We start from the raw sequence: 25,294 nt of genomic DNA on the forward strand, positions 1-25,294 counted from the left end.
AACCCGAACACCACGAATCGATGGTCAGATGGGCTGCTATCCGGCTCCTCAGCCGACAACTCGTCAGAGCGAGTCAAGATCGGAAATCAAGGTCACACGGAAGGATCTAGATTCAGGAACAGGCTCTAAGCCCACGGCCCGAAACACTTTCCATGATGGAGAGGGCTGCGTCACGACGCCGTGCACCGTCGAGACATCGGTCATCCGAGCTACCACCATTCGTCACTCTGTCGGCAGGTGACCTTAGCGAGCTGCCGCCGCGAGAGGCAGACAGTCATCCACAGCGTCGCTGCCGTCTCGACTCGACAACGTTGTAAAGGCGGGTTGTCCACACAGGTGGTGATCGTCCGTGGCTCGGATGGCGATATGTCCCCTATGCTCCGTCCTGACATGACCAGGAGACCTGTCGGGGAGGGGGCACGTCATGGGTGGAGAGAACCCGGGTGCGGCTTCTGTTGCGGGGCTGCTGGAGCAGTTGGCTGTTGTCCGTGGGCGTGGTGAGGCCGCGGACGGTCGGGTCGTTGTCGAGCTGGATGGGACCGGCAAGTTGGTGTCGCTGGCGATCGAGCCGAAGGCGATGCGCCTCGGGTCACAGGCCCTCGTCGAGGCGGTCATGAACGCCCACGAAGCGGCGAGAACTGAGGCCAGGGCCAAGGCCCAGGATTCGGCTGCCCCAGTCGAATCTGCGGTCATGCCTGAGGTGAAGGACACCCTCGATCACCTCTCCAGCGACCTCGACAAGACCCTCCAACAGCTGGTCACGATGACCACCGATGCGTTTGCGAAGCTGCCCCGCAAGGACTGACGAGCGGGGCGCGAGCATCGGGCGGTGAAGGGAGTGGGGTTGGTGGCGAAGTTCGAGGACTTGCGCAGCCCGCAGACTGTCTCGACCAGCCCAGGGGGCCAGCGTGCGACGCGGGAGGACTTCGAGCAGCTGCGGTCGAGCGCATCAGCGGTCCACGAATGCGCCGTGGACTTCGAGCGGTCGTTCCAACGGCTCCTACCGACCCTTCGGCAGCGAAATCCCTGGGGAGCGGACGAACCGGGGACGATCTTCGGGATGGCCTATACGGCGCTGTTGGGGAAGGCGACGCAGGTGCTCGGTTCGCATGTGGGCCTGCTCCAGGCCGGCGCTAGTGGTCTGGCCACCTGGTCGAAGAACGCTGAGCAAACCGAGGCTGGCAACGCTGAGCGCCTGAACGCTGTTGGTGATGAGTTGGAGCGCTGAGCGGTGGGCCTGTATCTGCCGGACTGGCTCACCGAGCCGGCGGCATGGGTCGGTCTGGACTGGCCGCAGGCCGATGAGGTGCTGCTGGCTGAGGCAGGGCAGGCGTGGTTGGAGTTCGCGGTCTCGTTGATGCCGATCAACGAGGCTGCGGAAAAGGCCGCGGTCGCTGTCTGGGCGGAGAACGACGGCCCTGCGACCGATGCGTTCGAGCAGTGGTGGACAGACGAGCTGGGTCCACGTGAACGACTTTTCGACGACTACGTAGCCGCGATAGCCGTCGGTGCTGCGCTGCTCGCGTTCGCCGCGATCACTCTTGCGGTGAAGCTCGCCTTCATCGTCCAGCTCGTGCAGCTTGTTGTCATCGTCGTCGAGATGGTGATCGCGGGCATCATGACCGGCGGCGGGGCCGCGGCGGCGATTGGCGCGCAGACCGCCGCCATCCGGGTCGCGATCAAAGTCATCACCCAACAACTGGTCAAGTTCGTCACCACTGTCCTCAAAGAAGCACTCCAGCGCGCTGGCCGGCTGTTCAAACGATCAAGGTACGACTACGCCCCAGACACGATGGGACCGGGAAGTGTTCGGTCAGACGTGCGGGACGACACTCCCGGCTGGGGGCCGGCTGGAATCCCTGGCCCGTTGAAGCGTGAGGATCCGTTGTACGCGCAGGGACCCTGGTCGAAGTATCGGGGGGAGAACGACCCGAACAACCCGGATCGCGCGTACTACCCGGACACTGTGAGGTACCTGTCGAAGGAGGAGCGTGAGGAGCATCGGCTTGTAGTGCAGGATGGCAAGCTGATCACTACAGACGGCGAACCGTTTGACACCGCGGACGCGTCGACCTTGCGGTCTGGCAGCGACGGTAGGGCCATCTTCGCGATGGATGAGAATGGCAACCTGTATGCCTCTGCCGGCCAGGAGAAGGGCAAGTTCCACCACTCGAGCCTTCTCGGCGGGGAGCCTGCAGTCGCCGCGGGTGAGTTCAAAGTGAAGGACGGCAAGCTGCAGTACTTGAACAACCAGAGTGGCCACTACACTCCGACGGACGGCCAAATCGTTCGAATGATACGAGAACTGCAGCGGCAGGGCCTCGATATCAAAGGAGTGGACTACGGATCAGTGAGATAGGGGAACTGGATGGAAGCGTGGCGCGGCCGGGTGAACGCTGTCACGGACGAGATTGACCTGTTACGGCCGGTTGACGCCGACGTGGTGGCGGATGTAGCCGCTGCGCTGATTGCGCAGCGGCTGTTTCCGCATCCCACGCAGGTCTACTACGACGCGGTGTGTGATGCGTTGACCTCTGGTGAGCGCCTTGCCCGTGAAGCCAACGAAGATGAACACGTCATGCGGGACTACCTCACGCGCCTGCGGGACACGCTTGCCGACAAGCGTCCGTGGCCGGATCCCGCCTACCGAGTGCTCGACCCCACATCGTGGAAGGATCACAGTGCGGGTCGCCCGATAGCGCGGATCGCCTTGCTGAAGAGGAAGGTGTCGGCGAAGTTGAACGGCTTCTTCGAAACGGTTCCGGGGGAGAAGCGCGGCGTGATGCTCGTCAGGCTTAAGACTGGCGACACTTTCGCGCTTCAAGCGCCGGAGGATTTTCGTGAGCCCGGCGTCACCCTGCTCGCCGATACCGACGATCCAGCATCTCTGATTGCCAGGTTCTGCGAACACACGGGGTTCAGCACAGACGACGTAGTAGCGCTGGAACGGTGACCGTACGTTCACGACACAAGCCGCGCGCTGACCTTATCCGGCGCACAGGCGGATCTCGTTGAGCAGCTTCTGAAGCCCGTTTCAGATCGGCGCCCCAGTTCGTGGGTGCGCGGAAGGTGAACGGTAGGTGGGCTTCTTCGATCCTGCTCGTCGGTTCGGCCGGGCCGTGGGTGGGACCAGCGACCGGGCCAGGAGGGCCATCGATCCCGGTCCAGCGGAACGCCCTTGCGGTGGCGGTCAGATGGGGAACCCTTTGTCGGCGAAGAAGGGATCCCACGCATGGCTGATCACGCAGTGGCGCCGGCGAGTCGCCGACCGTGACAGGCAACCATGCTTTGCGACACGCCGTTGCGCCTGGACAAACCGCGGTGGGCGAGAGGACGCTCTGCGGATGGCTGACATCGCGGGCGGGAAGCTGACCGGATCCCGGTTCAAAGACGTAGACCTGGCTGACACCGAGGTCCGCAACGTTGACCTCCCCAACGGGCGGCTCCGCGGGGTTGCCTTTGTCGAGGCACGTTCCGTGGCGTGGTCCCGGTCGACGTGAATGTCAGCGGCGAGATCAGCGACCGGCATGGTCCTGGGGCCCCGACAGCTGTGCTGCTCGTTGAGGACAATTCCATCTTCTGCCGCCTCGGCGGCTGGCTTTCGCCTACGGAAGGTGGGCGCTCGATAAGGAGAAGTCATGGCAAAGTTCACCCAGTCCGACGACCTGCAGGGAGCAGAGTTCGTCCGCGCAGGCCTGCATGGCGCCCGGTTCCTCGCGTCCGACCTGTCCAGCGTCGTGATGCGGGGCGTGGATGTGTCGGGGGCGGAGATCGACGCACCGTGGCTCTGCGAGGGCGGGAACTCCTTGCTCGTCAACGACGTCGACGTGGTCCCGTTCGTCGACGCGGAGCTCAACCGTCGCTTCCCTGGCCGCGCCGACCGGCGCGCCAAAGATCCGAACGGCCTGCGCTCCGCCTGGGCCGCGCTCGAGCGCACCTGGGCTGCCACGCTCGAGCGCGCAGCGGCGATGCCGGCTGGCACGGTCGACGTGTCGGTGGCCGGCGAGTGGTCGTTCGCGCAGACGCTGCGGCACCTGGTTCTGGCGACGGACATGTGGCTGGGTCGGGCGGTCCTGGAGATCGAACAGCCGTTCCACCCCATCGGGCTCCTGAACGCCGGCTCCGCAAATGGCGGCTTCGACATGTCGATCTTCACGACGGTCACACCGTCGTACGCCGAGGTTCTCGAGGTCCGGTCGGGTCGCGTCGCGATGATGCGCGACTTCCTCGCCACCGTCACCGCCGACGAGCTGGCCGCGACCCGCAAGAACCCGCACGCCCCCGACTACGAGGAGACCACCCTCTCCTGCCTACACACGATCTTCGAGGAGGAGTGGGAGCACCACCGCTATGCCGTACGCGACCTCGACGCGATCGAGGCGAAGCCCGACGCATGAGCTGATGACCCAGTAAGTCTCCGGATCCGCCACAGTGACGAAGGGGATAGACGATGAACAGCCTTTTTGAAGAGGAAATTCGCGGACACCACAGCATGCGGGACCACCTGCTGACCGTGGTGTCTGATGCCGATCTCGCCTACAAGCTGCCAGGCCAGAACCCGACGCTGGGCGAATTGCTGGTAGAGATGGGGGACCTCCAGGGCGTGTATACCCATTCTTTCGAGTCGTTCACCCTCGATTGGGCGCACCGCCAGCTACCGCCCCCGTCGCCCATCACGATCGCCAGCCTGCGCGCCTGGTTCGAAGCGCAGGACGAGGCCATGAAGACCGCACTGAGCACCTTCACCGAGGAAGAGCTGCGCATCGACCGGATCGACCGCGGGGGCGGTTTCATTGCGTCGCCGTTTGTCCAGCATCAGGTCTACCGTGAGGCGGTGTACATCTTCTACGGCAAGCTGAGCGTGTACCTGAAGGCGCTGGAACGCGACGCCGGCGAGGTGTGGGCAGGCTGGGTGGGGTAGAGAAGGCCTGCGTGAGCAGAGCCGACGTCTCGCCCTCGCGGGCAGCCCTCGGGCCGTTCTCGGAGGGTCAGCGTCCTGCGGGAACTGGCCAGCGCATCAGGTGGCCGCAGCGGAGCTGTCGGTGGCGACGTACTTGACGAACCCCGCCTCGACATGCAGCCGTGCGGGTCGAACAAGGCCGTCATGTGCACAGCAGCGGGGTGGCGGAGTGGCGTGCGCCGGTCGACAACCTCGCGGGAGACCATCGAGGTGAAGTCGTCGGTGAAGGCGGCAAGGAAGTCGGCGTACTTGAGAACGTCGAGCAACTCCAGGGTGCCCCACCGGCGAACGTCCTCGTCCTTGACCGCCTGGAGGTGCTCGGGTTCGGGCCCGGCGGCCAGCCTGCTTGCGGCGGATCAGCCTGCACGAACGCATGAATCCGCAGGTCAGGCCCGGTTTGACAGCTCACGTCGTCGGCGTAACCAAACCAACACTGAGGCGACACGGCGCGGCAACCTCGCGGTCTCACCTTTCTAGCCAACGGGCTGTGAGAGGAGCAGGCATGTTCGCGGTACCGGATCTGGATGAGGTCGTGGCGGCAGCGAAGACGCTGGGAATCCACCTTGGACCCGACGAGGCAGTTCTCTATCGGAAATACCTTCTGCAACACCTGAAGTCGCTGGACGAATTCGTGCAGTCGCGCATGGAAGAAACACCCCCACCGGTCACTTATGCGGCGCGTGGGCCGGGTCATCGTCCGTCGGCCGAGGACGACCCACTCAGCGCGTGGATGTGGAAGTGCGAGATATCCGGCGCAGAGGGAGGGCCGCTCGCCGGCAAGACGGTGAGCTACAAGGACCATATCGCCGTTGCCGGAATTCCCATGACCTTCGGGGCCGCGGCGATGGAGGGATTCATTCCCGACGTCGACGCGACGGTGGTGACCCGCGTGCTCGAGGCCGGCGGCACGATCGTCGGCAAGAACACGATGAACGGACTCACCGGTGGCTTCGGTTTCGGTGGCGCCATCGGCGACTACGAGCGGCCGAAGAACCCGCACAATCCCGAGCACGTGCCGGGCGGCTCGTCCTCAGGCTCGGCGGCAGCGGTCGCGGCGGGAGAGGTGGACATCTCCTTCGGCGGCGACCAGGGCGGGTCCATCCGGATCCCGGCCGCCTGGTCGGGCAACGTCGGGCTCAAGCCGACGTTCGGACTGGTCTCCCACTTCGGCATCGGATTCGGCTCTGACCAGAGCATCGACTACACCGGTCCGATGACCCGCACCGTCGAGGACGCGGCCGCGTCGTTGGAGGTGGTCGCGGGATACGACGGGTTGGATCCGCGCCAGAGTCGCGAGGTCCCCGAACGCATGGACGTCATGAGCGGCCTGGCCGAGGGCGTCGACGGCATCCGGATCGGAATCGTCGAGGAGGGATTCGACTCGGCGGAAGAGGACGTCACCGAACTCGTCATGGCGGCGGCCGACAGCCTCGCCGACGCCGGCGCGAAGGTGTCGACGGTCTCGGTGCCGGCCCACCTGCAGGTCAGCAAGGCGGCCATGGCACTCGGCCCCGAAGGCTCCCGGGCGGCCTTCGACACGGGCTTTCTCGGCGTCTACGCCAGGACCTACTACCCGGCGTCGATCATCGCGGCCGTCCACAGGATGCGGACGATGCACGCCGACCTGTTCAACCCCCGCACCAAGCTCAACTACCTGGTGGCGGAGTTCAGCCGACGCAACTTCCATGGCCAGGTCTACGCCAAGGCTCAGAACGTTCGGTCGTCGTTCATCAAGGCCTACGACACCGCCCTGGCCGACGTGGACGTCCTGCTCATGCCAACCTGCATCCTGAAGGCGCCAAAGTATGACCCGCCGACTGGTGAGCTGGAGATTCTCGAGGACGGCCTGAACATGGCGGCCTTCAAGGCGGCACGCAACACCCAGCCGTTCAACTACACGGGCCATCCGGCGCTCGCGGTGCCGTGCGGCAAGTCGGCCGGCCTACCGGTGAGCATGCAGCTGATCGGACGGATGTTCGAGGATCCACTGTTGCTGAGGGTGGCGTACGCCTTCCAGCAGTCGGTGGCGTACGACGACATCATCGCCGTGACTGCCTGAGCGCGCGACGTAGAGCGGAGCCACACCGATGTCATCGGCGGGTGCGAGATGATCAACCAGCCGTACGCCCACGCGGCGGGCACAGTATCAAGATCAACGCAGGTTTCTCATGCCTTACTTCGGCGTTTCAACCAGGAAATGCCGGTCGGGGAGACTCGGACGGTGTCCACGAGGAAGGACGCTCTCAGCCGAAACCTGTGGCAGAACAGGCATCGGCAGAGTGTGGTGCGCCGGGTACGTGATGTGTTGCGGGCCGAGATCCTCGCGGCGCCGAGCGGTGGGATCCTTCCGAGCGAGGGCGAGCTCGTCGTCGGGCACGGCGTGAGTCGGGGCGTCATCCGCGAGGCGCTCGACCTCCTTCGCTCGGAAGGGTTGATCGAGCGCCTGCAGGGCGCCGGCACATTCGTGGTGGCTCCGCAACGCTCCAACCTTGGTATTGACGTGGCACAAGGCCTCTCTGACGGGCTCGAGTCCGGCCGATCTCGAGTCTCCTGGGACGTCCTTGACCTCGACCGGATACCAGCGCCGTCGCTGGTCGCCGAGCAGTTGCAGCTCGGGAAACCCGGTACCGAGGTCGTCTTTCTCGAACACCTCACCTATCTCGACGGACGTCCACTGGCCGTTCGGTCCCTGTGGTTCCCGATCGACATCGCAGAACCCCTTTTGCGACCGGGGGCCACGCTCACTGTTTCGGTCTACGACCTGCTGGAAACGGTGCTGGGCTGTGACGTGGAGCTGTCCGAACTCAAGCTGCAGGCGATCACGGCCGATCCGGCGACGGCGCCGGTCCTCGGCGTTCCGATCGGAGCACCGCTGCTGCTGATGGAGCGTCTGGTGCGCGGAACGAACGGTCGGCCCATCCAGTACGGCTTCGGCCGGGTGAGGGGTGACCGGTTCGCCGTCGCCAACCGCATGGTCCGCCGACGGCCTCCCGAAGCGTAGTCGGGCAACCGAGCGGTGCGAGGCGACGACGCGGTGCCAGCCGACGAAGCCGGTCGGAGCGCCTGACACACCAACCTTCACAGGAACATGACGGACCGGCGGATTGCCGGCCCGAGTGTCGGTCCTACCCACAAGAAGTCCACAGCCATCGCGAGAAAGGTACGAGCACGTGAGCGTAGCTCTCTTGAACAAGGAGTCCGGCGCCGACCAGGTGAGGTCGGATGTCGCCCTCGAGGTCCGCGACCTGTCGACGGAGTTCCGTACCAACGGCGGATCTCTGCGGGCGGTGAACGACGTCTCGTTTCGTCTGGAGAAGGGCAAGGTTCTCGGGGTCATCGGCGAGTCCGGGAGCGGCAAGAGCGCGATGCTGCGCTCCATTCTCGGCATCCAACCGGACAGCGCTCTGATCACCGGCGAGGTTCTCCTGCACGGTCGGGAGTTGCTGGGCCTGGGCAGGAGCGAGCGGGCAGCCACCCGTGGCCGCGACGTGTCGATGGTGTTCCAGGATCCTCTGACCGCTCTCGATCCCGTCTACACGGTCGAGAAGCAGTTGGTGGAGACGCTGCGTCGGCACCTCAAGCTGAGCAAGGCCCAAGCGCGCCAACGGGCGCTCGAACTGTTGGAGCTGGTGCAGATCCCCTCCCCGGCAGAAAGGCTCAAGGCCTATCCGTTCGAGCTGAGCGGTGGGATGCGCCAGCGGGTGGTCATCGCCATGGCACTCGCCTGTGAACCCAAGGTCCTGCTGGCCGATGAGCCGACGACCGCGCTGGACGTCACTGTGCAGGCGCGGATTCTGCAGCTTCTGCGTGATCTTCAACGGAGCAGGCAGATGGGCGTCGTCATCGTGACGCACGACCTCGCCGTGGCCGCCGAGGTCGCCGACGACCTCGCCGTGATGTACGCCGGCCGGATCGTCGAGATGGGGCCGGTCGACCAGGTGCTCCTCGAGCCCGCCCATCCGTACACCCGTGGCCTGGTGGAGGCCAACGTGCAGCCCAGCCAGGTCGTGCGGCCGCGTGCGATACCCGGCGCGCCGCCGAGCCTCTCGAGGCTGCCGAACGGGTGCTCCTTCGCCCCTCGGTGTGACGTCGCCACGGTCGCGTGCTGGGAGCAGCGACCGGAGCCGATCCCCCTCGCGAACGAACGCTGGAGCCGCTGCCTGCTGACCACCGAGCACTCGGCCGTCCGCAGGGCCAGCTGACAACCGAAAGCAGGAACGACATGGTGGAAGATTCCGACACGGGGAGTCGACTGCGGGCGATGGCCCCGCGTCGCCGCTTGACTTGCCCACGTGCGACGGTCCGAGGACCCCGACGATCTGCGGCCATGGTGGCCGGAGCGGCTCTGATCGTCATGTCCCTTCTCGCGGCCTGTGGCGGCGGTGCCGGTAAGACCAGCGAAGCAAGGGCCAACGGTACGGGCGGCACCCTGCGTATCGCGATGTCCGCCGGCAACATTCCGTTCCCGGCGACGCCGCCGAACGAGGGCTATGAGGGTTACCGCTTCGTTGGCAACAACGTCTATGACGGCCTGACCCACCTCAATGTCGAGCAGGCGGAGAAGATCCCGACTCCGCACCCCGGCCTGGCGACGTCATGGGAGATCTCCGATGACAAGACCCGGTGGACGTTCAAGCTCCGCGAGGGCGTGACGTTCCATGACGGCACGCCGTTCAACGCCGACGCGGTGATCTTCCAGATCAACCGGATGAAGGATCCGGAGTTCGAGTACTACTCCGAGGCAGACGCCCCGCGTGCCGGCAACTTCTTCCGGTTCTTCAAGAGCTGGAAGAAGATCGACGATACGACGATCGAGATCACGACCACCCAGCCCTACGCCTGGCTGTTGTGGGACCTCGCGCACACCTACATCCCGAGCCCGACGGCGGTGAAGAAGTACGGCAACGAGGACTACAACGCGCACGCCAGCGGCACGGGCCCGTTCAAGATCGCGAAGTACGTCGACGGCGAGGTCATGGAACTCGTCGCCAACAAGGACTACTGGCGTGGTAGGCCCAAGCTGGACAAGATCGTGTTGCTTCCGCAGCCGGAGCCGGCGGCCCGGATGGCGGCGGTGCAGGCCGGCGAGGTCGACTGGTCGGAGGTTCCTTCGCCCGACGCGTTGGAGCAGCTGAAGGCCGAGGGTTTCCAGGTCCTTCTCGGCAAGTATCCCCACGGCATCATGCCGCGCTTCAACATGTTCCGTCCGCCGTTCAAGGACAACCTCAAGCTGCGCCAGGCGCTCAACTACGCCCTTGACCGCAAGGGCACGGCGGCTCTGATCAACGACGTCGGATATCCGGCAAGTCAGTTCGTCTACGACGGTCATCCCGACTTCACCAGGGACCGGCCGGGCTACAGCTACGACCCGGCGAAGGCGAAGAAGCTCCTGGCCGAAGCGGGATACAAGCCGGGCGAGCTCAAGCTCAAGTTCGGCTACACCACCGGAGGCTCCGGCAACATGTTCCCGGAGCCGATGATGCAGAAGCTCCAGTCCGACTTCAAGGCGATCGGTGTCGACGTCGAACTCGCGCCAATGGAGTGGAACACGCTGCTGACGGTCGGCATCGAAGGTCTGAACACCAAACAGTGGTCCGATCTCGACATCCTCTGGTCGTCGCCAGCGGCTGGAATGACGCCGACGGGCTATGCCTTCTCCTTCCTCTGCGAACGCCCGGGCGGCCTGCCCAACGCGGCCGGAACCTGTGATCCGGACATCGACAAGAACTACCTCGCGGCGGCGGCGACCTTCGACGAGGACGAGCAACACCGCTACCTGCAGAAGATGATGGACGTCACGCTGGACGATGCGTTCTTCCTCTTCTGGATGCACGACCTCAACCTGCGCGTCATGTCGCCGAATGTGCACGGCTACGTGCACCCGCAGTCCTGGTGGGTCGACTTCACGCGGATCTGGGTGGAGGAGTAGCCATGCTGGCGATCGCGTTACGGCGTACGGCCATGGCGATCCCGATCCTGCTGGGGGTCACCGTCATCATCTTCCTGCTGATGACGGTGCTCCCCGGCGACCCGGCCGCCGCCTTCATCGGGGACGACAGCTCGAAGGAGGAGATCGCCAGGATCCGAAGTGACCTCGGCCTCGACGACCCGCTGCCGGTGCGCTACGCGCACTGGTTGGGCGATGCGGTGTCCGGCGACCTCGGCTACTCGCCCTACCGCCGGCGTGAGGTCACCGACCTGCTCGGCCAGGCATGGGTCAACACCGCCGTCCTCGCCGGGTGTTCGGCGGTGTTCGGCCTCACGCTCGGCGTCGTGCTGGGGTTCGCCGCGGGTGTACGCCGCGGCAGCCTCACCGACCGGTTGATCTCCAGCTTCAGCCTCACCGGGCTCAGCATTCCGTCGTTCTTCCTGGCGGTCCTGATGCTGATCCTGTTCTCCGCCACGTTGAACGTCCTTCCCTCAGGCGGGGCGGTGCTGGACGAGGGGCCGGTGGAGTTCCTCCGCCATCTCCTCATGCCGATGATCGCGGGATCTCTTGCCACGGTGGCGATCACGGCACGGGTGACGCGCGCGAGCATCGTGGAGACCTACGGAGCGGACTTCGTTCAGACCCTCCGGGCCAAGGGCCTTGGGACGGTCGACACCATCCGGCACGTTCTGAAGAACGCGATCTCGCCCGTGCTCACAACCTCGGGCCTCCAGATCGGTTACCTGCTTGGCGGTTCGGTCCTGGTCGAGACGATCTTCCGGTGGCCCGGCATGGGCCTGCTGGTGTTCAACGCCATCAGTGCGCGCGACCTGCTGGTCGTGCAGGGCGCGACGCTCGTCATCGCGCTCACCTTCGTCCTGGTGAACCTGGTCGTCGACCTCATGCAGGCGACCATCGATCCGCGCCTCCGGCGGGCAGTCGGATGAGGTCGGCCAGGCGTACGACCTCGGCTAGTCGTATGAGGTCGGCCAGTCGAATGAGGGCAGTCGTATGAGGTCGGCCAGTCGTCGATGGGAGGAGGAACCATGGCGGTAACGGAAGCGTCGGCTCGCACCGTCGAGGAACTACGGGACGCGTGGTACCAGCAGGAGGTCGGCGTCCAGGTCCGGACCTTCTGGTCCGAGACCGCTCGGCGGTTCCTGCGGAGCAAGGCCGGCGTGGGGGCGCTGATCGTCGTGATGCTGCTCGTGGGCTCGGCCATCCTGGCGCCGGTCCTGACGTCGTACGACCCGCTGCTTGGCAATCCGACCGAGCGTCTGCAGGGACTGTTCAGCAAGGGTCACATCCTCGGCACCGACGAGCAGGGCCGCGACATGCTGGCCCGGTTGCTCTACGGCGGGAGACTGTCGCTGGCGGCGGGCTTCATCCCACCGCTGGCGGCGACGATCGTCGGCACGCTGATCGGCACCTGGGCGGGCTTCGTCGGCGGCGTGGTCGGTACGGTGCTGATGCGCACGATGGACATGCTGTACGCCTTTCCGGCGATCCTGCTGGCCATCGCGGTCGGCGCGTCTCTCGGACCCGGTCTGATGAACTCGATCATCGCGGTGTCGATCGTGTTCGTCCCGCCGCTGGCCAGAGTGGCGGAGTCGGCCACCCGTGAGGTGGTCATCCAGGAATACATGGAGGCCGCGCGACTCAGTGGCGCCGGTAGGTTCACGCTGGTCCGCAGCCAGCTGCTGCCCAACGTCCTGAACCCGATCATCGTCTACGCATCAGGGCTTGTTGGTGTCTCGATGATCATCGCGGCCAGCCTCAGCTTCCTCGGCCTGGGATCACAGCCACCCGCGCCCGAGTGGGGCTACATGTTGAACAGCCTCCGTGGATCGATCTACGTCGCCCCCGTGGTGGTGGCTCTGCCGGGGCTCTTCATCTTCCTCACGTCCGTCGCGTTCAACACCGCCAGCGATGCGCTGCGCGAGGCGATGGACTCCCGGCTCGACTAGGGGAGCGGACATGACAACGACAGATATCGGAACGGATGCAGGCGCCCTGCTCGAGGTGGAGCGGCTCGCCAAGGCGTTCAGCGTCAAGCTCGGCTTGCGCCAGGCGAAGGTCTCCGCCGTAGAAGGCGTGTCCCTGGTGGTGCCGGAAGGCTCGACCCTCGGCATCGTTGGCGAGTCGGGCTGTGGCAAGTCGACCCTGGCACGGGTCATCCTCGGCCTCTACGCCGCTGACGACGGCCAGATCCGGTTCGACGGCACACCGCTTCCGGCCAGGAAACGGCGCCCACGCAAGGTCGTCGAGCAGATGCAGATGGTCTTCCAGGATCCGTACTCCGCCCTCAACCCACGCGCCTCGATCGGCGAGTCGATCGCCTTTCCCCTTCGTGTGCAGGGCATCGGCAAGGACGAGATCCGGACGCGTGTCTCGAAGGTTCTGGAAGACGTAGGCCTGCACGCCAACTACGCGGGCTACTACCCACACCAGCTCAGTGGTGGCCAGCGCCAGCGGGTCAACATCGCCCGCGCGTTGGCTCTCCAACCCAGGCTGATTGTGCTCGACGAGGCGGTGTCTGCCCTCGACAAGTCGATCCAGGCGCAGATCCTCAACCTGCTCAAGGACCTGCAGGAGACCTACCACCTCACGTACGTCTTCATCAGCCACGATCTCAACGTCGTGGAGTACATGAGTGACCAGGTGGCGGTGATGTACCTCGGCCATGTCGTCGAGAGCTGCAGTGCCGAGGCGTTGTACAGGGAACCGCTACATCCCTACAGCCAGGCACTTCTCGCGTCGATCCCCTCACTCGACCCCACGAAGCGGAAGCTGGAGGAGCCGGTCATCAGCGGAGAGATGCCGAGTCCGCTGAATCCGCCGAGCGGCTGTCGCTTCCGGACCCGTTGTCCCTACGTCATGGACATCTGTTCCGAGCAGCCACCGGCGCTGACCGAGGCCGATCACGCCCACCTGGTGTCGTGCCATCTGCACACATCTACCCAAGGAGGATGAATGGATTCCACCACGAGCACCGAGGTCGTCAAGGGACTCTTGACGGCCGCCCACCTCACCGTGTCGGACGAGGAGTTCGAGCGGATCGTCAGCGTCTACCCCACCATCAGGGCGCAGGCCGACGAGCTGTATCTGCCGGAGCTCGAGATGGAGGATCCGGCGCTCTCGTTCGATCCCGCCGCCCCCTACGCCTGATCTCCCAATACCCCAGATCGGAGGATCGATGTCACACGAACTCCCACTGACGATCAAGGATGCCGCCGCAGCGTTGCGTACGGGTACTTTGACCTCGGTCGAGCTGACGACCGGAATCCTGAAGAAGACCAGCAAGCTCAACGAAGCGCTCGGCACCTACGTCACCGTGACGGAGGAGTCGGCGTTGGAGGCAGCGACCGCGGCGGACAAGGCGTTTGCGGAGGGCGTCGACGCGGGGCCCCTGCAGGGGATCCCCCTGGCGGTCAAGGACATCATCGCCACCAAGGACGCGCCGACGACCGCGAACAGCCGGGTGCTCGACCCGGAGTGGGGGAAGGGCGTCGATGCGCCCGTCGTGGCGCGGCTGCGTGGGGCAGGGGCGGTGTTCGTCGGCAAGAGCACGACGAGCGAGTTCGCGTGCGGCATGCCCGATCCCGACAAGGGGTTCCTGATCCCGCGCAACTCCTGGAACCTCGACCACACGCCCGGGGGATCGAGTGCGGGTACGGGCAACGGTGTATCCGCCGGCCTGGCTCTGGGTGGGCTCGGCACGGACACGGGTGGATCGGTGCGCTTCCCGGCGGCGATGAACGGCCACACGGGCCTGAAGGTGACGTTCGGTCGAGTGCCGAAGAACGGCGTCGTTCCCCTGGGTTACACCCTCGACTCGGTGGGTCCGATGGCCCGGAGCGCCTACGACTGTGCGCTGCTACTGGAAGTGATGGCGGGCTACGACCCCGGTGACGTCTACGCCGCGAAGGTGGAGGTTCCGGCATACACAGAAGCACTGACCGGGAGCGTCGAGGGCACGCGCATCGGAGTGCCCATGCCCTACTTCTTCGATGTGGACGGCCTCGACGACGAGGTGCGAGCGGGGGTGCTGGCGGCGGTCGACGTCCTCAAAGAGGCGGGCGCGGCGGTCGCCGAAACCGAGATCCCGTACGCCAAGCAGGCCAAGGTCGCCAACAGCGTGACGATGGCTGCGGAGGCGTACTCCTACCACCGCGACAACCTCGTCCACCGGTGGACCGACTATGGCTGCCACACCCGGATCACGATCGGCCGTGGCGCGCTCTTTTCGGCGGCCGACTATTGGCAGGCACAGCGATTCAGGACGCTCTTCTGCCGCAAGGTCGCCGAGGTGTTCTCGTCGTGCGACGTGATCGTGACGCCGACCTGGGCGAAGCCGGCTCCGCGCAGTGACGAGATGTCGGCCGAGTCGATGATCCACTCGCCGAGCTTCACCGGCCCGTGGAACCTCACCGGCCTCCCGGCGGTCGCCGTTCCGTGCGGCTTCAGTTCCTCGGGGCTTCCGATCTCGATGCAGATCGTGGGCAAGCCTTTCGCCGAAGCCACGGTCCTCCGCGTGGCCGACGCCTACCAGCGGGCGACCGACTGGCATCTGCGAGTCCCGCCCATCGCGTCGCAGTTGGACGCGTGACGGGAGTGTCTGACCCAGCCTCACCTGGCTCGTCTGTGGCACCGGGCCCATCTGTCGCACCGGGCTCATCTGTCGCACCGGGACCGACCATCCGCGAGAGGGCGGTTATCCGCCCTCCTCGCGGTGGTCCCGGACAAGACCAAAGCCCATCGGAAGGTGCGAAGCGGAAGGCCTTCTCGTCCCGGTGGTTCTACGCCAGCATCGCCTCGGGAAGTCTTGGTATGGCGATGACGGCGCCGATCACGGCACTGTACGCGAAGGCGTTGGGAGCGTCCGACAGTCTCGCCGCGCTGATCGTCTCGTCGATGTTCGCGTCGTTTCTCTGCATGGATCTGCTCTGCAGTCGAGTGGTTCCGCGGGTCAACGTCCGGCACGCGCTCGTGGGCGGCTACCTCGTCTTCGGTGTCGGCTCCTTCGTGACGGCGGTGAGCCCCAACCTCACCCTGATGACCGGAGCGCGCGTCCTGCAGGGACTCGCGGTCGCCTTTATCGTGGGCGCGGGCTTCCACACCGCTCTGCGTCTCGCGTCGGCCGGGCGGGAGGGGCGTGAGATCGCACGATTCAATTCCTGCTCCTTCTTCGGGATGACGATCGGCCCACTCATCGTGGGCGCGGTGGCGAGCATCGCGGGCGGGCTCACCGGCATGCGATGGGGCTTCGCGGTCTGCGGTGTCGTCAATGTCGCCACCGCTCTCGTGGCGCGGTTCGCCTTACCGTCGATGCCCGTGGCAGCCCGCCCGGAGTTCGGCCTGCCGCGTCTGCAGGTCTTCCAGGGTTGGCGGACCCGCTCCGCCCTGGCGGCGGCCGGACTGGGGTTCGGCCTGCGGAGCGCGGCCGGCATGACGCTGCTCCCCCTGCTCGGCCACAGCCTGGGCGCCAGCGTCCAGGAGGTGGCGGCGGCGACGATGTGCATGTCGGTCTCCGAGATGGGCGGGATCCTGCTGAGCGGCCGGTTGGCCGATCGGCTCGGACGCAGGCCCGTGGTCGTCATCTCCGCCTGCCTCAGTGTCTTTGCCCTGCTCATCGCACTCGTCGACCTGCCTCTGCTGGGCTACTTCCTGTTGAGTACGGCGATGGGCTTCGTGATGTCGGCCGTCCGGGTGGTCCCGGTCGCGATGATCGTCGACGTGGCGGCTACGAAGGAGGCGGCCGCGATCGGTTGGCGCCTCGCCTGCGATGTCAGCTCCCTCTTGACGGCCGCAGTCACCGGAGCGATGCTCGGCCTGGCGGGCCTGGCCGGTGGTTTCGCCTACGCGGCCGTGATCGCCGCCGTCGTCGGCGTTCTGGCCCTCGTCATCGGAGAGACCCGACGGACCCTGCCCCCACAACCCGCCGCCAGTGCGCACATGACCACGTAGGTCATGCTTCTGGTGGGTGCGCGAGGCACCCACGCCTCGTGGGGCGCGCGTCGTCCGGCGCGTCGAGGGTGAATGGGTGCGGCGTGACAGCAGGTGAAGGCAGGCCGCGGCGGCGGGGCATGTCAGACTCTGCAAGATGAAGTATGCGCTGCTGATCTGTGACGACGAGTCGGTCTCACAGAGCTGTGAGGAACTGAACGCCGATCCGGTGTTTCGGGCATGGGGTGAGGATCTGCAACGGCGCGGCGCCGAACGGTTCGGTGCGCGGTTGCGCCCGGTTGCCGATGCCACGACGATTCGCGTCCGCAACGGCGAGACCCTGGTCTCTGATGGGCCGTTCGCGGAAACGAAGGACCTGGTAGGGGGCATCGTGATCCTCGAGTGCGCCGACCTGGACGAGGCGATCGCTATCGCCGCCGGACACCCGTGGGCGCATCGGGGTTGCGTGGAGATCCGTCCGGTTTGGGAATGACCGCCTCGGGTCTGGGCGTTCACGCCGCCGTAGACGCGGCATACGGGCAGGATTCCCCGCGGCAAGACCACATTGACCGACCCCACTCGACGCCCTCGTGCTGGCCCCGGAACCGGCTCTCCGGAGATTTCCACCACAGCCGCTCGGCCCCCACAGACCATCTGCACGGCGTTTGCATGCGAGAAGGTCAACGGCATCGGTGGCGCATGGCGCGTTGAGCCGGCCGACGCGGGGCGAGGAGGAGCAGCACGGCCAGGATGTCGTAGTGCACGACGGACGCTGGCGGGCCAGATGGTTCACGATCTCGCAGACCACGGCGCGTCGCCTGACGATCTGGCTGGCTGGCGGAGATCGAGCCGTGGAGATTTTTCTGCTGGCATTGTCGCATGCCGTGGTGGCCCGTTCGTCGGTGGGCTAAACCCATCGATGAAAGGGACGACCATGAACGACTACATGATCTACAACCTCGCCAAGCAGCGTCACGCCGATCTCATCCTTGATGAGCTGCACCGTTCGCGGGCGCGCACGTCCCTGGGCCACCGGGGCAGTTGGGTCAGGGTGGCTACGAGTGCCCAGCAGCGATTCGCGGTCCTCGCCCGCCGGTCGTTTGCCTAGGGCACTCCCCAATCGCGCCGTCCAGCCAAGGATCGAGAGGTCTCCACCATGAGCACACGCGCCGCTCAGCCAACGGACAGAACTGATCGTCCACGCCCGAGGCGAGCCCGGCGTATGGCGGTGCTCTGCTTTGCCCGCCACTACGTGGAGATGGTGGCGGTCATGCTCGTGGGGATGGTCGCTCTGGGTCGGTTGGAGTCACTACTGGCTTCGGCCGTAGGTCGCCCGCATGCCCTGGACGGTACAACGGTTTCGGCGCTGTTGATGGCCGCCAACATGACGGTGGTGGTGGCTGCCTGGATGTGCCTGCGGGGCCACCACCTCCGGCTGATCGGCGAAATGGTCGCCGGTATGAACGTGGGTTTCCTGGCAATGGTGCCGCTATGGATTGGCGCGACCAGCCACCACACGCTGATGATGGCCGGGCACGAGCTGATGTTCCTTGGAATGCTCGTCGTCATGCTCGCCCGCCGGCAGCACTACTCAGATCACCGACAGTGACCTCCTCCATCGGGGGAACGTCGTCACATCTGGACTCGCGGCCGTCGCGGGCATAGCCGCCAGAGCATTTGACCGGAACAGCAAGAGGAGACAGTCATGACCGATGAAGCAACCACGGGTGGGCTGATGCCCGACCCCGGCAACGCACAGAGCCTGCCCACAGCCGTGGACCGGGCAACCTTTCAGGCCGAATCGGACAGGCTACGGGTTCGGGAGAAGGCGCATACCCGCGAAGGGGACGCGATCGCCGCGGCACGGCGGCGGCTGCCCATGGTCGAAGTAGATGCCAGCCTCGAGCTGATCGGGCCTGACGGGCGGGTGACCTTGCGCGACGCGTTCGAAGGACGTCGGCAGCTCATCGCCTACTACTTCATGTGGTGGCCCGGCCGGCCCGCGCCCGGGCAGTGCGAAGGCTGCACGTTGTTCCTCGGCCAGGTCGGCGAGCTGTCCTACCTGCACTCCCGTGACATCACCTACGCCGTCTTCAGCCAGGGACGCAACACAGCGTTCGGCCCGGCCGATGCCCAGGTCTCGTACGACGAGAGCGGCCGCTATCGCGACTTCATGGGCTGGGACATGCCGTGGTACTCGGCACAGCCCTCCCTCGAGGAGTTGCTCGTCGGCCGCGAGCTCGGCCTGTTCCACCTCGTGTGCTACCTCCGAGACGGTGACCGCGTGTTCGAGACCTACTGGACGAGCCGTCGCGGCATCGAGGCAATGGACTACAGCTACGCGCTCATGGACGCCACCGTCTACGGACGCCAGGAATCATGGGAGGACTCGCCTCCCGGCTGGCCGCAACAGTGCTCCATGCGGACCGACGGCGGCTCACCCGCTTGGCCACCAGCGTCGGAGTCGGGTGGACGCCCTGTCGCGCAGTGGGACCGCCTGGCGGCCGGACGCTCCGACGACCAACACTTGAGGATCACGCCCAGGGTGTTTCAGCTGGTCAGCGGTCGTTGTGAGTAGCCGACAGGAGAGCGCCCCCGGCAGGATTCGAACCTGCGCACACGGCTCCGGAGGCCGTTGCTCTATCCCCTGAGCTACGGGGGCCCGGGGCGGAGAAAGGTTATCAGGGAGCCTGGCTCGCGCCCCGACTAGGCTGGCGCGGTGTTTCCCGCCCGGCTGGCCGCCGCGATCCGTACGGCGATAGCCGAGGTCGTCCCGCCAACGACCGAGTTACCCGACGCCACGCCGGCCGCATGGATCCGGCGACCGCGCCGCGTCACGTACGGCGACTTCGCCACACCCGCCGCCCGGCGCTGGTCCGTTATGACCGGTATCCCCACTGCGCAGCTTGCCGAGCGGCTCGCGGCCGGGTTGCGCGGCGTCGACGGGGTTGCCGAGTGCGAGGTGGCAGGCGACGGCTTCGTCAACATTCGGGTCGACGCCCGCGCATTGGCAGACATCGTGCGCGAAATCGTAAAGGCGGGGCCGGGGTGCGGGCGAAAGGATCATCCCCGCCCGGAAGACCCGGCCACCATTCCACGGTACGTCCCGTCACCTGCGCTGGCTGATGAGATGCGGTACGCCCACGCCCGCATGTGCGGTTTTCTCCGCGCGGCCGGGGCGTTGGGGATCGACCTCGATCCCGACCACGACCTCGACCACGACCTCGATCCCGACCTCGATCCCGACCGCGACTCCGCCCGGATGACGACGGAACGCATCCGCCCGCTGGTGTGCGCACTCGCGGAGTTCCCGGCCGTGGTCGCCCGGAGCGGGCGGGCGGGCCGACCGGAACGCACGTCCCAACGCCCACTCGACCGGTACCTCAACGAGGTGCTCCGCCTCGTCGAACGGTTCGAGGACGCGGGCGGGATCCTGCCGAAGGGCCCGGAGGAGCCGTCGCCGAGCCACCGCACCCGGCTGCTGGTCGTGGACGCCACCCGGATCGTGCTTGCGGACGCGCTGGGCCTGCGCGGCCTCGACGCGCCGACGCACTGGTGACGCCCGCGCACCGTCGAGACCCCAGATGGCGCAAGGTATGTCGGCGCGCGCCGATGATCCGAGCTGATCGCTATTGTTCGCCGGATGGTGTGTCCTGACCGAGCGCCCCGGGTCGGAGGATGACAGGTGACCGACGTTCTCGTCATCGGCAGCCCCAGTTCGAGCGCCGGCGGGCTCGCCCGGATCGCCGGCGACTTCACCTCGTCCGGATGCACCGTACGCGTGGCCCTCGCGGTCACTCCCAGGCACGCCATCCCGAACGATGTGCGGGAGGCGCTACGGGTCGCCGAGATCCGGCAGTTGCGCACGAGTCTCACCGGGCGCCGGGCGGGTGTCGCTCCACGCCGGGGATCGGCCGCGTGGGCAAGGGTCGTCCTGCGGAATGCGGTCGTACGCGCAGGCGTCCGCATCGGCGGACCGTCCCGAAGGGCCTGGTTACTGGCGAAGTACGACCCGTGGCTGCGCCGTTCGGCTGTCAAAGCCGACGTGATCCTCGCCGCCGACCGGCATGCGCTTCGGGCGGCGCGGCACGCGGGCACCCATGGGACGAACGCCGTCGTCGCGGCCGTCGGCGACAGGACGTACGCAGAACTGCGTGACCGGGCGATCGGAGTCCGTCCGCTCCAGCGGTTGCTGCACACCCGCTCCGCCGACCAACCACCGCAGGCGGCGGTTCTCGCCGCGTGGCGGAAGGTGGCGGCCGACCCGGGCGACCTGTGCCACCGTCCCTTCGTTGCCAAGGTAGTCGAGATCACCAAGGCCCTACGCCGGCACGAAGCGCTTGATGCCACCGAGGAAGTCGGCCGGTCGGCGTTGGACCTCCCGCTCTCCGCGTTGGACAGGGACCGGATCAGGCTCGAGCTCGTCATGGTCCGGATCTCCCGTGGTGATCTCCCCGACGAGCTGGACGAGACGGCACGCGCGATGGTGCGGCACGCGGACGAGCACCTGCGTGCGGGCAGAACGAGGCTCGCCGCCGCGTTCGCCCTGGACGTGGCCGACGCGATGTTCAGCCGTGAGCTGCACGCCGACGCGTTGAGCACGCCGCTGGTCGAGGCACCCGAGGAGTTCCTGGCGCCGCTGCACGAGTCGCTGACGTTCCGCGCGCTCGCGGCGCGGTCGGGCGCCCTCGCCGACGCAGACGGTCCCGGTGCCGCGGACGCGCGATTTCGCGGTGGTCCCTCACCCCGTCCGCCACTGGGGCGAACGAAGGGCAGGCGTCCGCACCGGATCCTCGTCGTACCCGGTGACTATCCCCACTTCACCCAGGGGATCATCAGCACCCTGGCGACCTACGACGATGCCGACCTGCGGGTCCTGTCGCTGCGCGAACCGGGCGTGAACCGGCGGAAGAAGCGCCTCACGATGGTGACCGACCGGCTGAACGACGCGCGCGGCGCGCCGCCTCCTCCGCTCGAGCAACGAGACGCAGAGCTCCTGGCCTGGCCGGACACGATCTTCGTCGACTGGTGTGACAACGCCGCGCAGTGGGTCGCCCTCCACGCACCTTCCCACGTCCGGCTCGTGGTCCGGCTGCACAGCCTGGAGGCGATCTCGCCCCAGCCACACCTGATCGACTGGTCGCGGGTGTCCGACGTGGTCTTCGTCGCCCAGCACGTCCGCCACCTGGTCGAGCGCGCCGTCCCCGGCGTCGCCGCCGCGGGACGCATCCACGTGATCCCCAACGAGATGCGGTTGCGGCGCTTCGGCCTTCCCAAGCGCCCGGGCGCCGAACGCACGGTGGCCATGGTCGGGTGGGCGCAACAGGTCAAGGACCCCCTGTGGGCGCTGGAAGTGCTCGCCCAACTGCGTGGCCACGACCCGAGCTGGCGACTGCGGCTCATCGGCCACGACTTCTCCGATCGACAGCACCGCAGCGCACTGCGCTACCGGGACCGGTTCCGGGCCCGCGCCGAGGACGGCGACGTCCGCGACGCCCTGGACCGCGTCCCCTACACCGACGATCTCCCCGAGGCGTTGCGCGACGCCGGGTTCATCCTGAGTGCCAGCCGGCGGGAGGGGTTTCCGGTGGGTACGACCGAGGGCGCCGCCTCGGCAGCGGTGCCGGTCATCCGGGACTGGCCGATGTATGCATCCGCAGGTGGCGCGCGCGGGATCTACCCGGTGGAATGGGTGGTCGAGACGCCCGTCGAGGCCGCGACCCGGATCCTCGCGTACGCCGACCACGGCGCGAGAGACAGGGCCGGACAGGCCGCACGCGACCACGTGGTCGCGCACCTGGACTGGACAGTCGTCGAACCGCGGTTCCGCGAGATTCTGCTGGGTCCTGTCTCCCAGATGGCGCCGGTCAAGCGAGGGGCGTCGCGAGTCAGGCGTGATGTGGGCGCAGGACACTAGCTGAGAGGACTGCCCCGGCGGCGGGCGAGTTCGTGGAGCACACCGGCGGCGGCGTCCACATCGCCCACGGGTGAGGCGAAGGTGAGCGGCCTGGTGCTCAGCGGGCTACCAGCCTCGACCAGACCCCATACCGGCCGGCCGGTCCCGGTGTAGTCGCTCCACTTCGACGGGAGATACGGATTGCGCTCATGGCTGACCGCCGTCAAGGCGTCATTGACAATCAGGCAGTCGAACTTCGTCGCGAGGTTCAGGAACGCGAGGAACCGTACGTAGCCGTTGCTGCGTACGATGTCGCCGATCTGTAGGTCGTCAATATGACCTTGCAGGTCCGCGGGCTTGCTGGTGAAGACGTGCAGTCGAAGGCGGGCGCGGACGTCGGGTTCGAGCCGGGCAAGTGCCTGGAGCACGTCTCCCAAACCCCGGGTGGCGTAGAAGTTGCCGAAGTACGCGAGGTTGACGACCGACTGATCAAGTACGTAAGGGTGCTGGACCATCGAGTAGAACGCGGGGGCCAGCGTCGGATGCGGCGAGATCACGGACTTCTCCCGGGCCATGTCCGCGACCTCGGCGATCGGGCAGTAGCTCAGCATGTAGTCGCGCTGGTTCTCGTTGGTGAAGACGATCGAGTCCGCACACGCGTAGGCGAGGTACTCACACCAGTCCAGGCAGTTCCGCGATCCCAGCAGCGGAATGTCTTTGCGCTTGAGTTCTGACTGCACCATGTCGAGGAGGGGTCCCGGCGAGATGGGTGCCCGTCGTTCGGCGCCGGCGACATCGCGCGCCGCCGGATCGGAGAACTCCGCGGTCCAGGCAACCGTCGGATTCCTGAGCTTGTACGCAGCGGCGAGAAAGTGCGAGGCCGGCCACATCACCCTGCTGTAGAGCCGGTCATAGGTGCCTTTGGCGCGTTCCAGCGCGCTGATCCTGGCGAGGCCCTCGGCGCAGAACGCCTCGATGGCGGCCCAGTTGGAGAAATAGGTCGGGCTGTCGATGGCGAGCTCGTTCTCGACGTACGGTCCGCAGATCCGGCGCAGGCTCGGGTCCCGCTCACGGTTCTTGTCCATGCTGTTGAACACGACGTCGACGATGTCGGCGCGGTCGCGCACCCGCTTGGCCATGACCACGGCGCTGGAGTCGTTGTACGGCGCGAAGCAGTAGGCGACGGCGAGGGCCCGTGCCATCCCGGCGTTGAGACGTTCGTACGGGAAGTTCTCGAGTTCGTACTCGTCGAGCAGTTGGACGACGCGTGGGTGAGCCGCCGGATTCTGCCGCAGGTACGCGTTGAGCACGTCGACCTGCGCGTCGACCTGCCGGCACAGCAGGTCGAGGGTCGCGGGGTCGCAGTCGTGGGAGAGCGCGTCGAGCTGGGCGATGACCTCCAGGCGTACGACGACGTCGGATTCGAAGTCAGGTGGGTCGGAAGGTTCGGCGGCGGAGCCGGCGGCCCGATGGTAGGTGGCCTCGCCGTCGGCCACCAGCGTCTCCCGGAGACCGCAACGGTGGTCCGCCAACATGGCCATGAAGAAGACGACGTCATGGGCAGATCTCGGTGTCGCATCGCGTTCGACCTGCTTGGCTAAGGCCGCTGGGACCAGCGTGCCCGCGCTGGACATGAGCGCCTCGGCAACGGTCGGCGGGTCGCCGCCCGCGACTGGGACCACGGGGGCCAGCAGGATCGTCTCGTCGTCGGCGTGCTTGAGCAGAGACTCGAGATAACCGGGGGAGATCCGGTCGCGGGCGTCGACGAAGGCGATGAACGGTCGTCGCGCCGCCGCCACGCCGATATCGCGGTGGCAGAAGACTCCGATCCCGGAGAGCTCGACGGCCCTCAGGGTCATTGGCTGCTCGGCCGATTCGGAGAGTACGCGGTCGAGTTCGCCTGGAGCGCCCTCGACGACGACAATGACCTCGAAGGAATCGACCGAAAGTGTCTGCGACCTGATCGAGTCGAGACAGCCGGCCAGATCGTCGCCCCTGCGGTAGGAGATGACGACGCTGACGCCGTCAGCGTAGGGACCGGCGCCGGCCGGCTCGTCACCGCGAGGCCCAGTAGCGGATTCGGTAGCGGATTCGGTCGCGGAGCCGGACGCCGAATCGGACTCGTCGGAGTCGCGCCGCCCACCGAGTTCGCGAATCCACTGATCGACCAGCGCTTCGGTGACGGAACGCTCGCCCATGGGCAGTTGCCATGGGCGTCGCGTGGCCGCGCTGGAAGCGTCGGCGTCTCTTGTCGGCGACATGTGGTTCACCACGTGTTTCCCCCCGGTTTGTTTCTCGGTCAATTCTTCGAATGTCTGCCGACGTGCTGCCGCGAATGGGCGGGTGCAAAGAAGGCGCGGTGACCGAGTGTGTCCGGGGCTTGCGGTCGTACGCTACCAATTCGTCGGCGTGTCCGCGGACCAGATATCCGTAAGCTGCTTAGCTACCGTTCGGCGAGGCGAGACTGTTCACAATGGCGCGTGTTCACTAATGGCAAGACTGTGCGGTCTGAGAAGGCCGCGGCCCTGGAGACCATCCCACCGGTCGCACGGCCACTCATTCC

25 protein-coding genes and 1 tRNA gene are annotated in these 25,294 nt (G+C 66.5%); 24 read left to right on the forward strand and 2 right to left on the reverse strand.

What is annotated here, in order from left to right:
• The first annotated feature begins 424 nt into the window (after positions 1 to 424).
• From ABNF93_RS03125 to ABNF93_RS03230, 22 genes are all read left to right on the forward strand, one after another.
• Positions 425 to 805: a YbaB/EbfC family nucleoid-associated protein gene (locus ABNF93_RS03125; RefSeq protein WP_349325978.1), complete on the forward strand. Its 381-nt coding sequence runs from the start codon at positions 425 to 427 to the stop codon at positions 803 to 805.
• 42 nt (positions 806 to 847) lie between these two features.
• Positions 848 to 1,228, forward strand: a complete 381-nt coding sequence (locus tag ABNF93_RS03130; RefSeq protein ID WP_349325979.1) for a hypothetical protein — start codon at positions 848 to 850, stop codon at positions 1,226 to 1,228.
• A 3-nt stretch (positions 1,229 to 1,231) separates the two neighbouring features.
• Entirely contained in the window at positions 1,232 to 2,359 is a 1,128-nt protein-coding gene (locus ABNF93_RS03135) for an IQM protein middle domain-containing protein (protein WP_349325980.1), read from the forward strand.
• Between the two features lie 9 nt (positions 2,360 to 2,368).
• Positions 2,369 to 2,953 (forward strand): hypothetical protein, encoded by a 585-nt coding sequence (locus tag ABNF93_RS03140; RefSeq protein ID WP_349325981.1) that lies wholly within the window; start codon positions 2,369 to 2,371, stop codon positions 2,951 to 2,953.
• 391 nt (positions 2,954 to 3,344) lie between these two features.
• On the forward strand, positions 3,345 to 3,500 hold the full coding sequence (locus tag ABNF93_RS03145) for a hypothetical protein (RefSeq protein WP_349325982.1): 156 nt from the start codon (positions 3,345 to 3,347) through the stop codon (positions 3,498 to 3,500).
• Between the two features lie 138 nt (positions 3,501 to 3,638).
• Positions 3,639 to 4,397, forward strand: a complete 759-nt coding sequence (locus ABNF93_RS03150) for a DinB family protein (RefSeq protein WP_349325983.1) — start codon at positions 3,639 to 3,641, stop codon at positions 4,395 to 4,397.
• A 53-nt stretch (positions 4,398 to 4,450) separates the two neighbouring features.
• On the forward strand, positions 4,451 to 4,921 hold the full coding sequence (locus ABNF93_RS03155; protein ID WP_349325984.1) for a DinB family protein: 471 nt from the start codon (positions 4,451 to 4,453) through the stop codon (positions 4,919 to 4,921).
• 161 nt (positions 4,922 to 5,082) lie between these two features.
• Positions 5,083 to 5,337, forward strand: coding sequence for a hypothetical protein (locus ABNF93_RS03160; protein WP_349325985.1), 255 nt, complete (start codon positions 5,083 to 5,085; stop codon positions 5,335 to 5,337).
• A gap of 125 nt (positions 5,338 to 5,462) precedes the next feature.
• Positions 5,463 to 7,019, forward strand: coding sequence for an amidase family protein (locus ABNF93_RS03165; protein WP_349325986.1), 1,557 nt, complete (start codon positions 5,463 to 5,465; stop codon positions 7,017 to 7,019).
• Between the two features lie 162 nt (positions 7,020 to 7,181).
• Positions 7,182 to 7,961: a GntR family transcriptional regulator gene (locus ABNF93_RS03170; RefSeq protein WP_349325987.1), complete on the forward strand. Its 780-nt coding sequence runs from the start codon at positions 7,182 to 7,184 to the stop codon at positions 7,959 to 7,961.
• 169 nt (positions 7,962 to 8,130) lie between these two features.
• Positions 8,131 to 9,162 carry an ABC transporter ATP-binding protein gene (locus ABNF93_RS03175; RefSeq protein ID WP_349325988.1) on the forward strand — a complete coding sequence of 344 codons (1,032 nt, stop codon included), beginning with the start codon at positions 8,131 to 8,133 and terminating at the stop codon, positions 9,160 to 9,162.
• Between the two features lie 125 nt (positions 9,163 to 9,287).
• On the forward strand, positions 9,288 to 10,889 hold the full coding sequence (locus ABNF93_RS03180) for an ABC transporter substrate-binding protein (RefSeq protein ID WP_349325989.1): 1,602 nt from the start codon (positions 9,288 to 9,290) through the stop codon (positions 10,887 to 10,889).
• A 2-nt stretch (positions 10,890 to 10,891) separates the two neighbouring features.
• Positions 10,892 to 11,836 carry an ABC transporter permease gene (locus tag ABNF93_RS03185; RefSeq protein WP_349325990.1) on the forward strand — a complete coding sequence of 315 codons (945 nt, stop codon included), beginning with the start codon at positions 10,892 to 10,894 and terminating at the stop codon, positions 11,834 to 11,836.
• 99 nt (positions 11,837 to 11,935) lie between these two features.
• Positions 11,936 to 12,856, forward strand: coding sequence for an ABC transporter permease (locus tag ABNF93_RS03190; RefSeq protein ID WP_349325991.1), 921 nt, complete (start codon positions 11,936 to 11,938; stop codon positions 12,854 to 12,856).
• A gap of 10 nt (positions 12,857 to 12,866) precedes the next feature.
• A complete protein-coding gene (locus tag ABNF93_RS03195) occupies positions 12,867 to 13,862 on the forward strand; it encodes an ABC transporter ATP-binding protein (RefSeq protein ID WP_349325992.1) in 996 nt (331 codons plus the stop codon).
• Positions 13,863 to 14,057, forward strand: coding sequence for a hypothetical protein (locus tag ABNF93_RS03200; protein WP_349325993.1), 195 nt, complete (start codon positions 13,863 to 13,865; stop codon positions 14,055 to 14,057). It begins immediately after the preceding gene.
• 28 nt (positions 14,058 to 14,085) lie between these two features.
• Positions 14,086 to 15,498: an amidase gene (locus tag ABNF93_RS03205; protein WP_349325994.1), complete on the forward strand. Its 1,413-nt coding sequence runs from the start codon at positions 14,086 to 14,088 to the stop codon at positions 15,496 to 15,498.
• A gap of 35 nt (positions 15,499 to 15,533) precedes the next feature.
• Positions 15,534 to 16,856, forward strand: coding sequence for an MFS transporter (locus tag ABNF93_RS03210; RefSeq protein WP_349325995.1), 1,323 nt, complete (start codon positions 15,534 to 15,536; stop codon positions 16,854 to 16,856).
• A 136-nt stretch (positions 16,857 to 16,992) separates the two neighbouring features.
• Entirely contained in the window at positions 16,993 to 17,328 is a 336-nt protein-coding gene (locus ABNF93_RS03215) for a YciI family protein (RefSeq protein ID WP_349325996.1), read from the forward strand.
• Positions 17,329 to 17,769: 441 nt separating this feature from the next.
• Complete coding sequence (locus ABNF93_RS03220; RefSeq protein WP_349325997.1) at positions 17,770 to 17,943, forward strand: hypothetical protein; 174 nt, start codon at positions 17,770 to 17,772, stop codon at positions 17,941 to 17,943.
• Between the two features lie 114 nt (positions 17,944 to 18,057).
• Entirely contained in the window at positions 18,058 to 18,444 is a 387-nt protein-coding gene (locus ABNF93_RS03225; protein ID WP_349325998.1) for a hypothetical protein, read from the forward strand.
• Between the two features lie 96 nt (positions 18,445 to 18,540).
• Positions 18,541 to 19,413 carry a DUF899 family protein gene (locus tag ABNF93_RS03230; protein ID WP_349325999.1) on the forward strand — a complete coding sequence of 291 codons (873 nt, stop codon included), beginning with the start codon at positions 18,541 to 18,543 and terminating at the stop codon, positions 19,411 to 19,413.
• A gap of 12 nt (positions 19,414 to 19,425) precedes the next feature.
• Here ABNF93_RS03230 and ABNF93_RS03235 read toward each other — a convergent pair.
• A tRNA-Arg gene (locus ABNF93_RS03235) sits at positions 19,426 to 19,497 on the reverse strand.
• Positions 19,498 to 19,554: 57 nt separating this feature from the next.
• On the opposite strand from ABNF93_RS03235, the gene ABNF93_RS03240 reads away from it, so the two are divergent.
• The gene (locus tag ABNF93_RS03240; RefSeq protein WP_349326000.1) at positions 19,555 to 20,394 is read left to right on the forward strand and encodes a DALR anticodon-binding domain-containing protein; all 840 of its coding nucleotides are present in this window, start codon (positions 19,555 to 19,557) and stop codon (positions 20,392 to 20,394) included.
• A gap of 126 nt (positions 20,395 to 20,520) precedes the next feature.
• Positions 20,521 to 22,752 carry a glycosyltransferase family 4 protein gene (locus ABNF93_RS03245; protein ID WP_349326001.1) on the forward strand — a complete coding sequence of 744 codons (2,232 nt, stop codon included), beginning with the start codon at positions 20,521 to 20,523 and terminating at the stop codon, positions 22,750 to 22,752.
• Here ABNF93_RS03245 and ABNF93_RS03250 read toward each other — a convergent pair.
• A complete protein-coding gene (locus ABNF93_RS03250) occupies positions 22,749 to 24,992 on the reverse strand; it encodes a glycosyltransferase (protein WP_349326002.1) in 2,244 nt (747 codons plus the stop codon). The two genes, ABNF93_RS03245 and ABNF93_RS03250, sit on opposite strands and share 4 nt — an antisense overlap.
• Between the last annotated feature and the right edge of the window lie 302 nt (positions 24,993 to 25,294).

Source organism: Actinopolymorpha sp. B9G3, from assembly GCF_040120725.1.
GTDB lineage: Bacteria > Actinomycetota > Actinomycetes > Propionibacteriales > Actinopolymorphaceae > Thermasporomyces.

Bases quoted from the DNA above. Each gene is read 5' to 3' on its own strand.
- ABNF93_RS03125 (WP_349325978.1), top strand. From the start codon at position 425: ATGGGTGGAGAGAACCCGGGTGCGGCTTCTGTTGCGGGGCTGCTGGAG.
- ABNF93_RS03140 (WP_349325981.1), top strand. From the start codon at position 2,369: ATGGAAGCGTGGCGCGGCCGGGTGAACGCTGTCACGGACGAGATTGAC.
- ABNF93_RS03145 (WP_349325982.1), top strand. From the start codon at position 3,345: ATGGCTGACATCGCGGGCGGGAAGCTGACCGGATCCCGGTTCAAAGAC.
- ABNF93_RS03150 (WP_349325983.1), top strand. From the start codon at position 3,639: ATGGCAAAGTTCACCCAGTCCGACGACCTGCAGGGAGCAGAGTTCGTC.
- ABNF93_RS03155 (WP_349325984.1), top strand. From the start codon at position 4,451: ATGAACAGCCTTTTTGAAGAGGAAATTCGCGGACACCACAGCATGCGG.
- ABNF93_RS03165 (WP_349325986.1), top strand. From the start codon at position 5,463: ATGTTCGCGGTACCGGATCTGGATGAGGTCGTGGCGGCAGCGAAGACG.
- ABNF93_RS03180 (WP_349325989.1), top strand. From the start codon at position 9,288: ATGGTGGCCGGAGCGGCTCTGATCGTCATGTCCCTTCTCGCGGCCTGT.
- ABNF93_RS03185 (WP_349325990.1), top strand. From the start codon at position 10,892: ATGCTGGCGATCGCGTTACGGCGTACGGCCATGGCGATCCCGATCCTG.
- ABNF93_RS03190 (WP_349325991.1), top strand. From the start codon at position 11,936: ATGGCGGTAACGGAAGCGTCGGCTCGCACCGTCGAGGAACTACGGGAC.
- ABNF93_RS03195 (WP_349325992.1), top strand. From the start codon at position 12,867: ATGACAACGACAGATATCGGAACGGATGCAGGCGCCCTGCTCGAGGTG.
- ABNF93_RS03200 (WP_349325993.1), top strand. From the start codon at position 13,863: ATGGATTCCACCACGAGCACCGAGGTCGTCAAGGGACTCTTGACGGCC.
- ABNF93_RS03205 (WP_349325994.1), top strand. From the start codon at position 14,086: ATGTCACACGAACTCCCACTGACGATCAAGGATGCCGCCGCAGCGTTG.
- ABNF93_RS03215 (WP_349325996.1), top strand. From the start codon at position 16,993: ATGAAGTATGCGCTGCTGATCTGTGACGACGAGTCGGTCTCACAGAGC.
- ABNF93_RS03220 (WP_349325997.1), top strand. From the start codon at position 17,770: ATGAACGACTACATGATCTACAACCTCGCCAAGCAGCGTCACGCCGAT.
- ABNF93_RS03225 (WP_349325998.1), top strand. From the start codon at position 18,058: ATGGCGGTGCTCTGCTTTGCCCGCCACTACGTGGAGATGGTGGCGGTC.
- ABNF93_RS03230 (WP_349325999.1), top strand. From the start codon at position 18,541: ATGACCGATGAAGCAACCACGGGTGGGCTGATGCCCGACCCCGGCAAC.
- ABNF93_RS03250 (WP_349326002.1), bottom strand. From the start codon at position 24,992: ATGTCGCCGACAAGAGACGCCGACGCTTCCAGCGCGGCCACGCGACGC.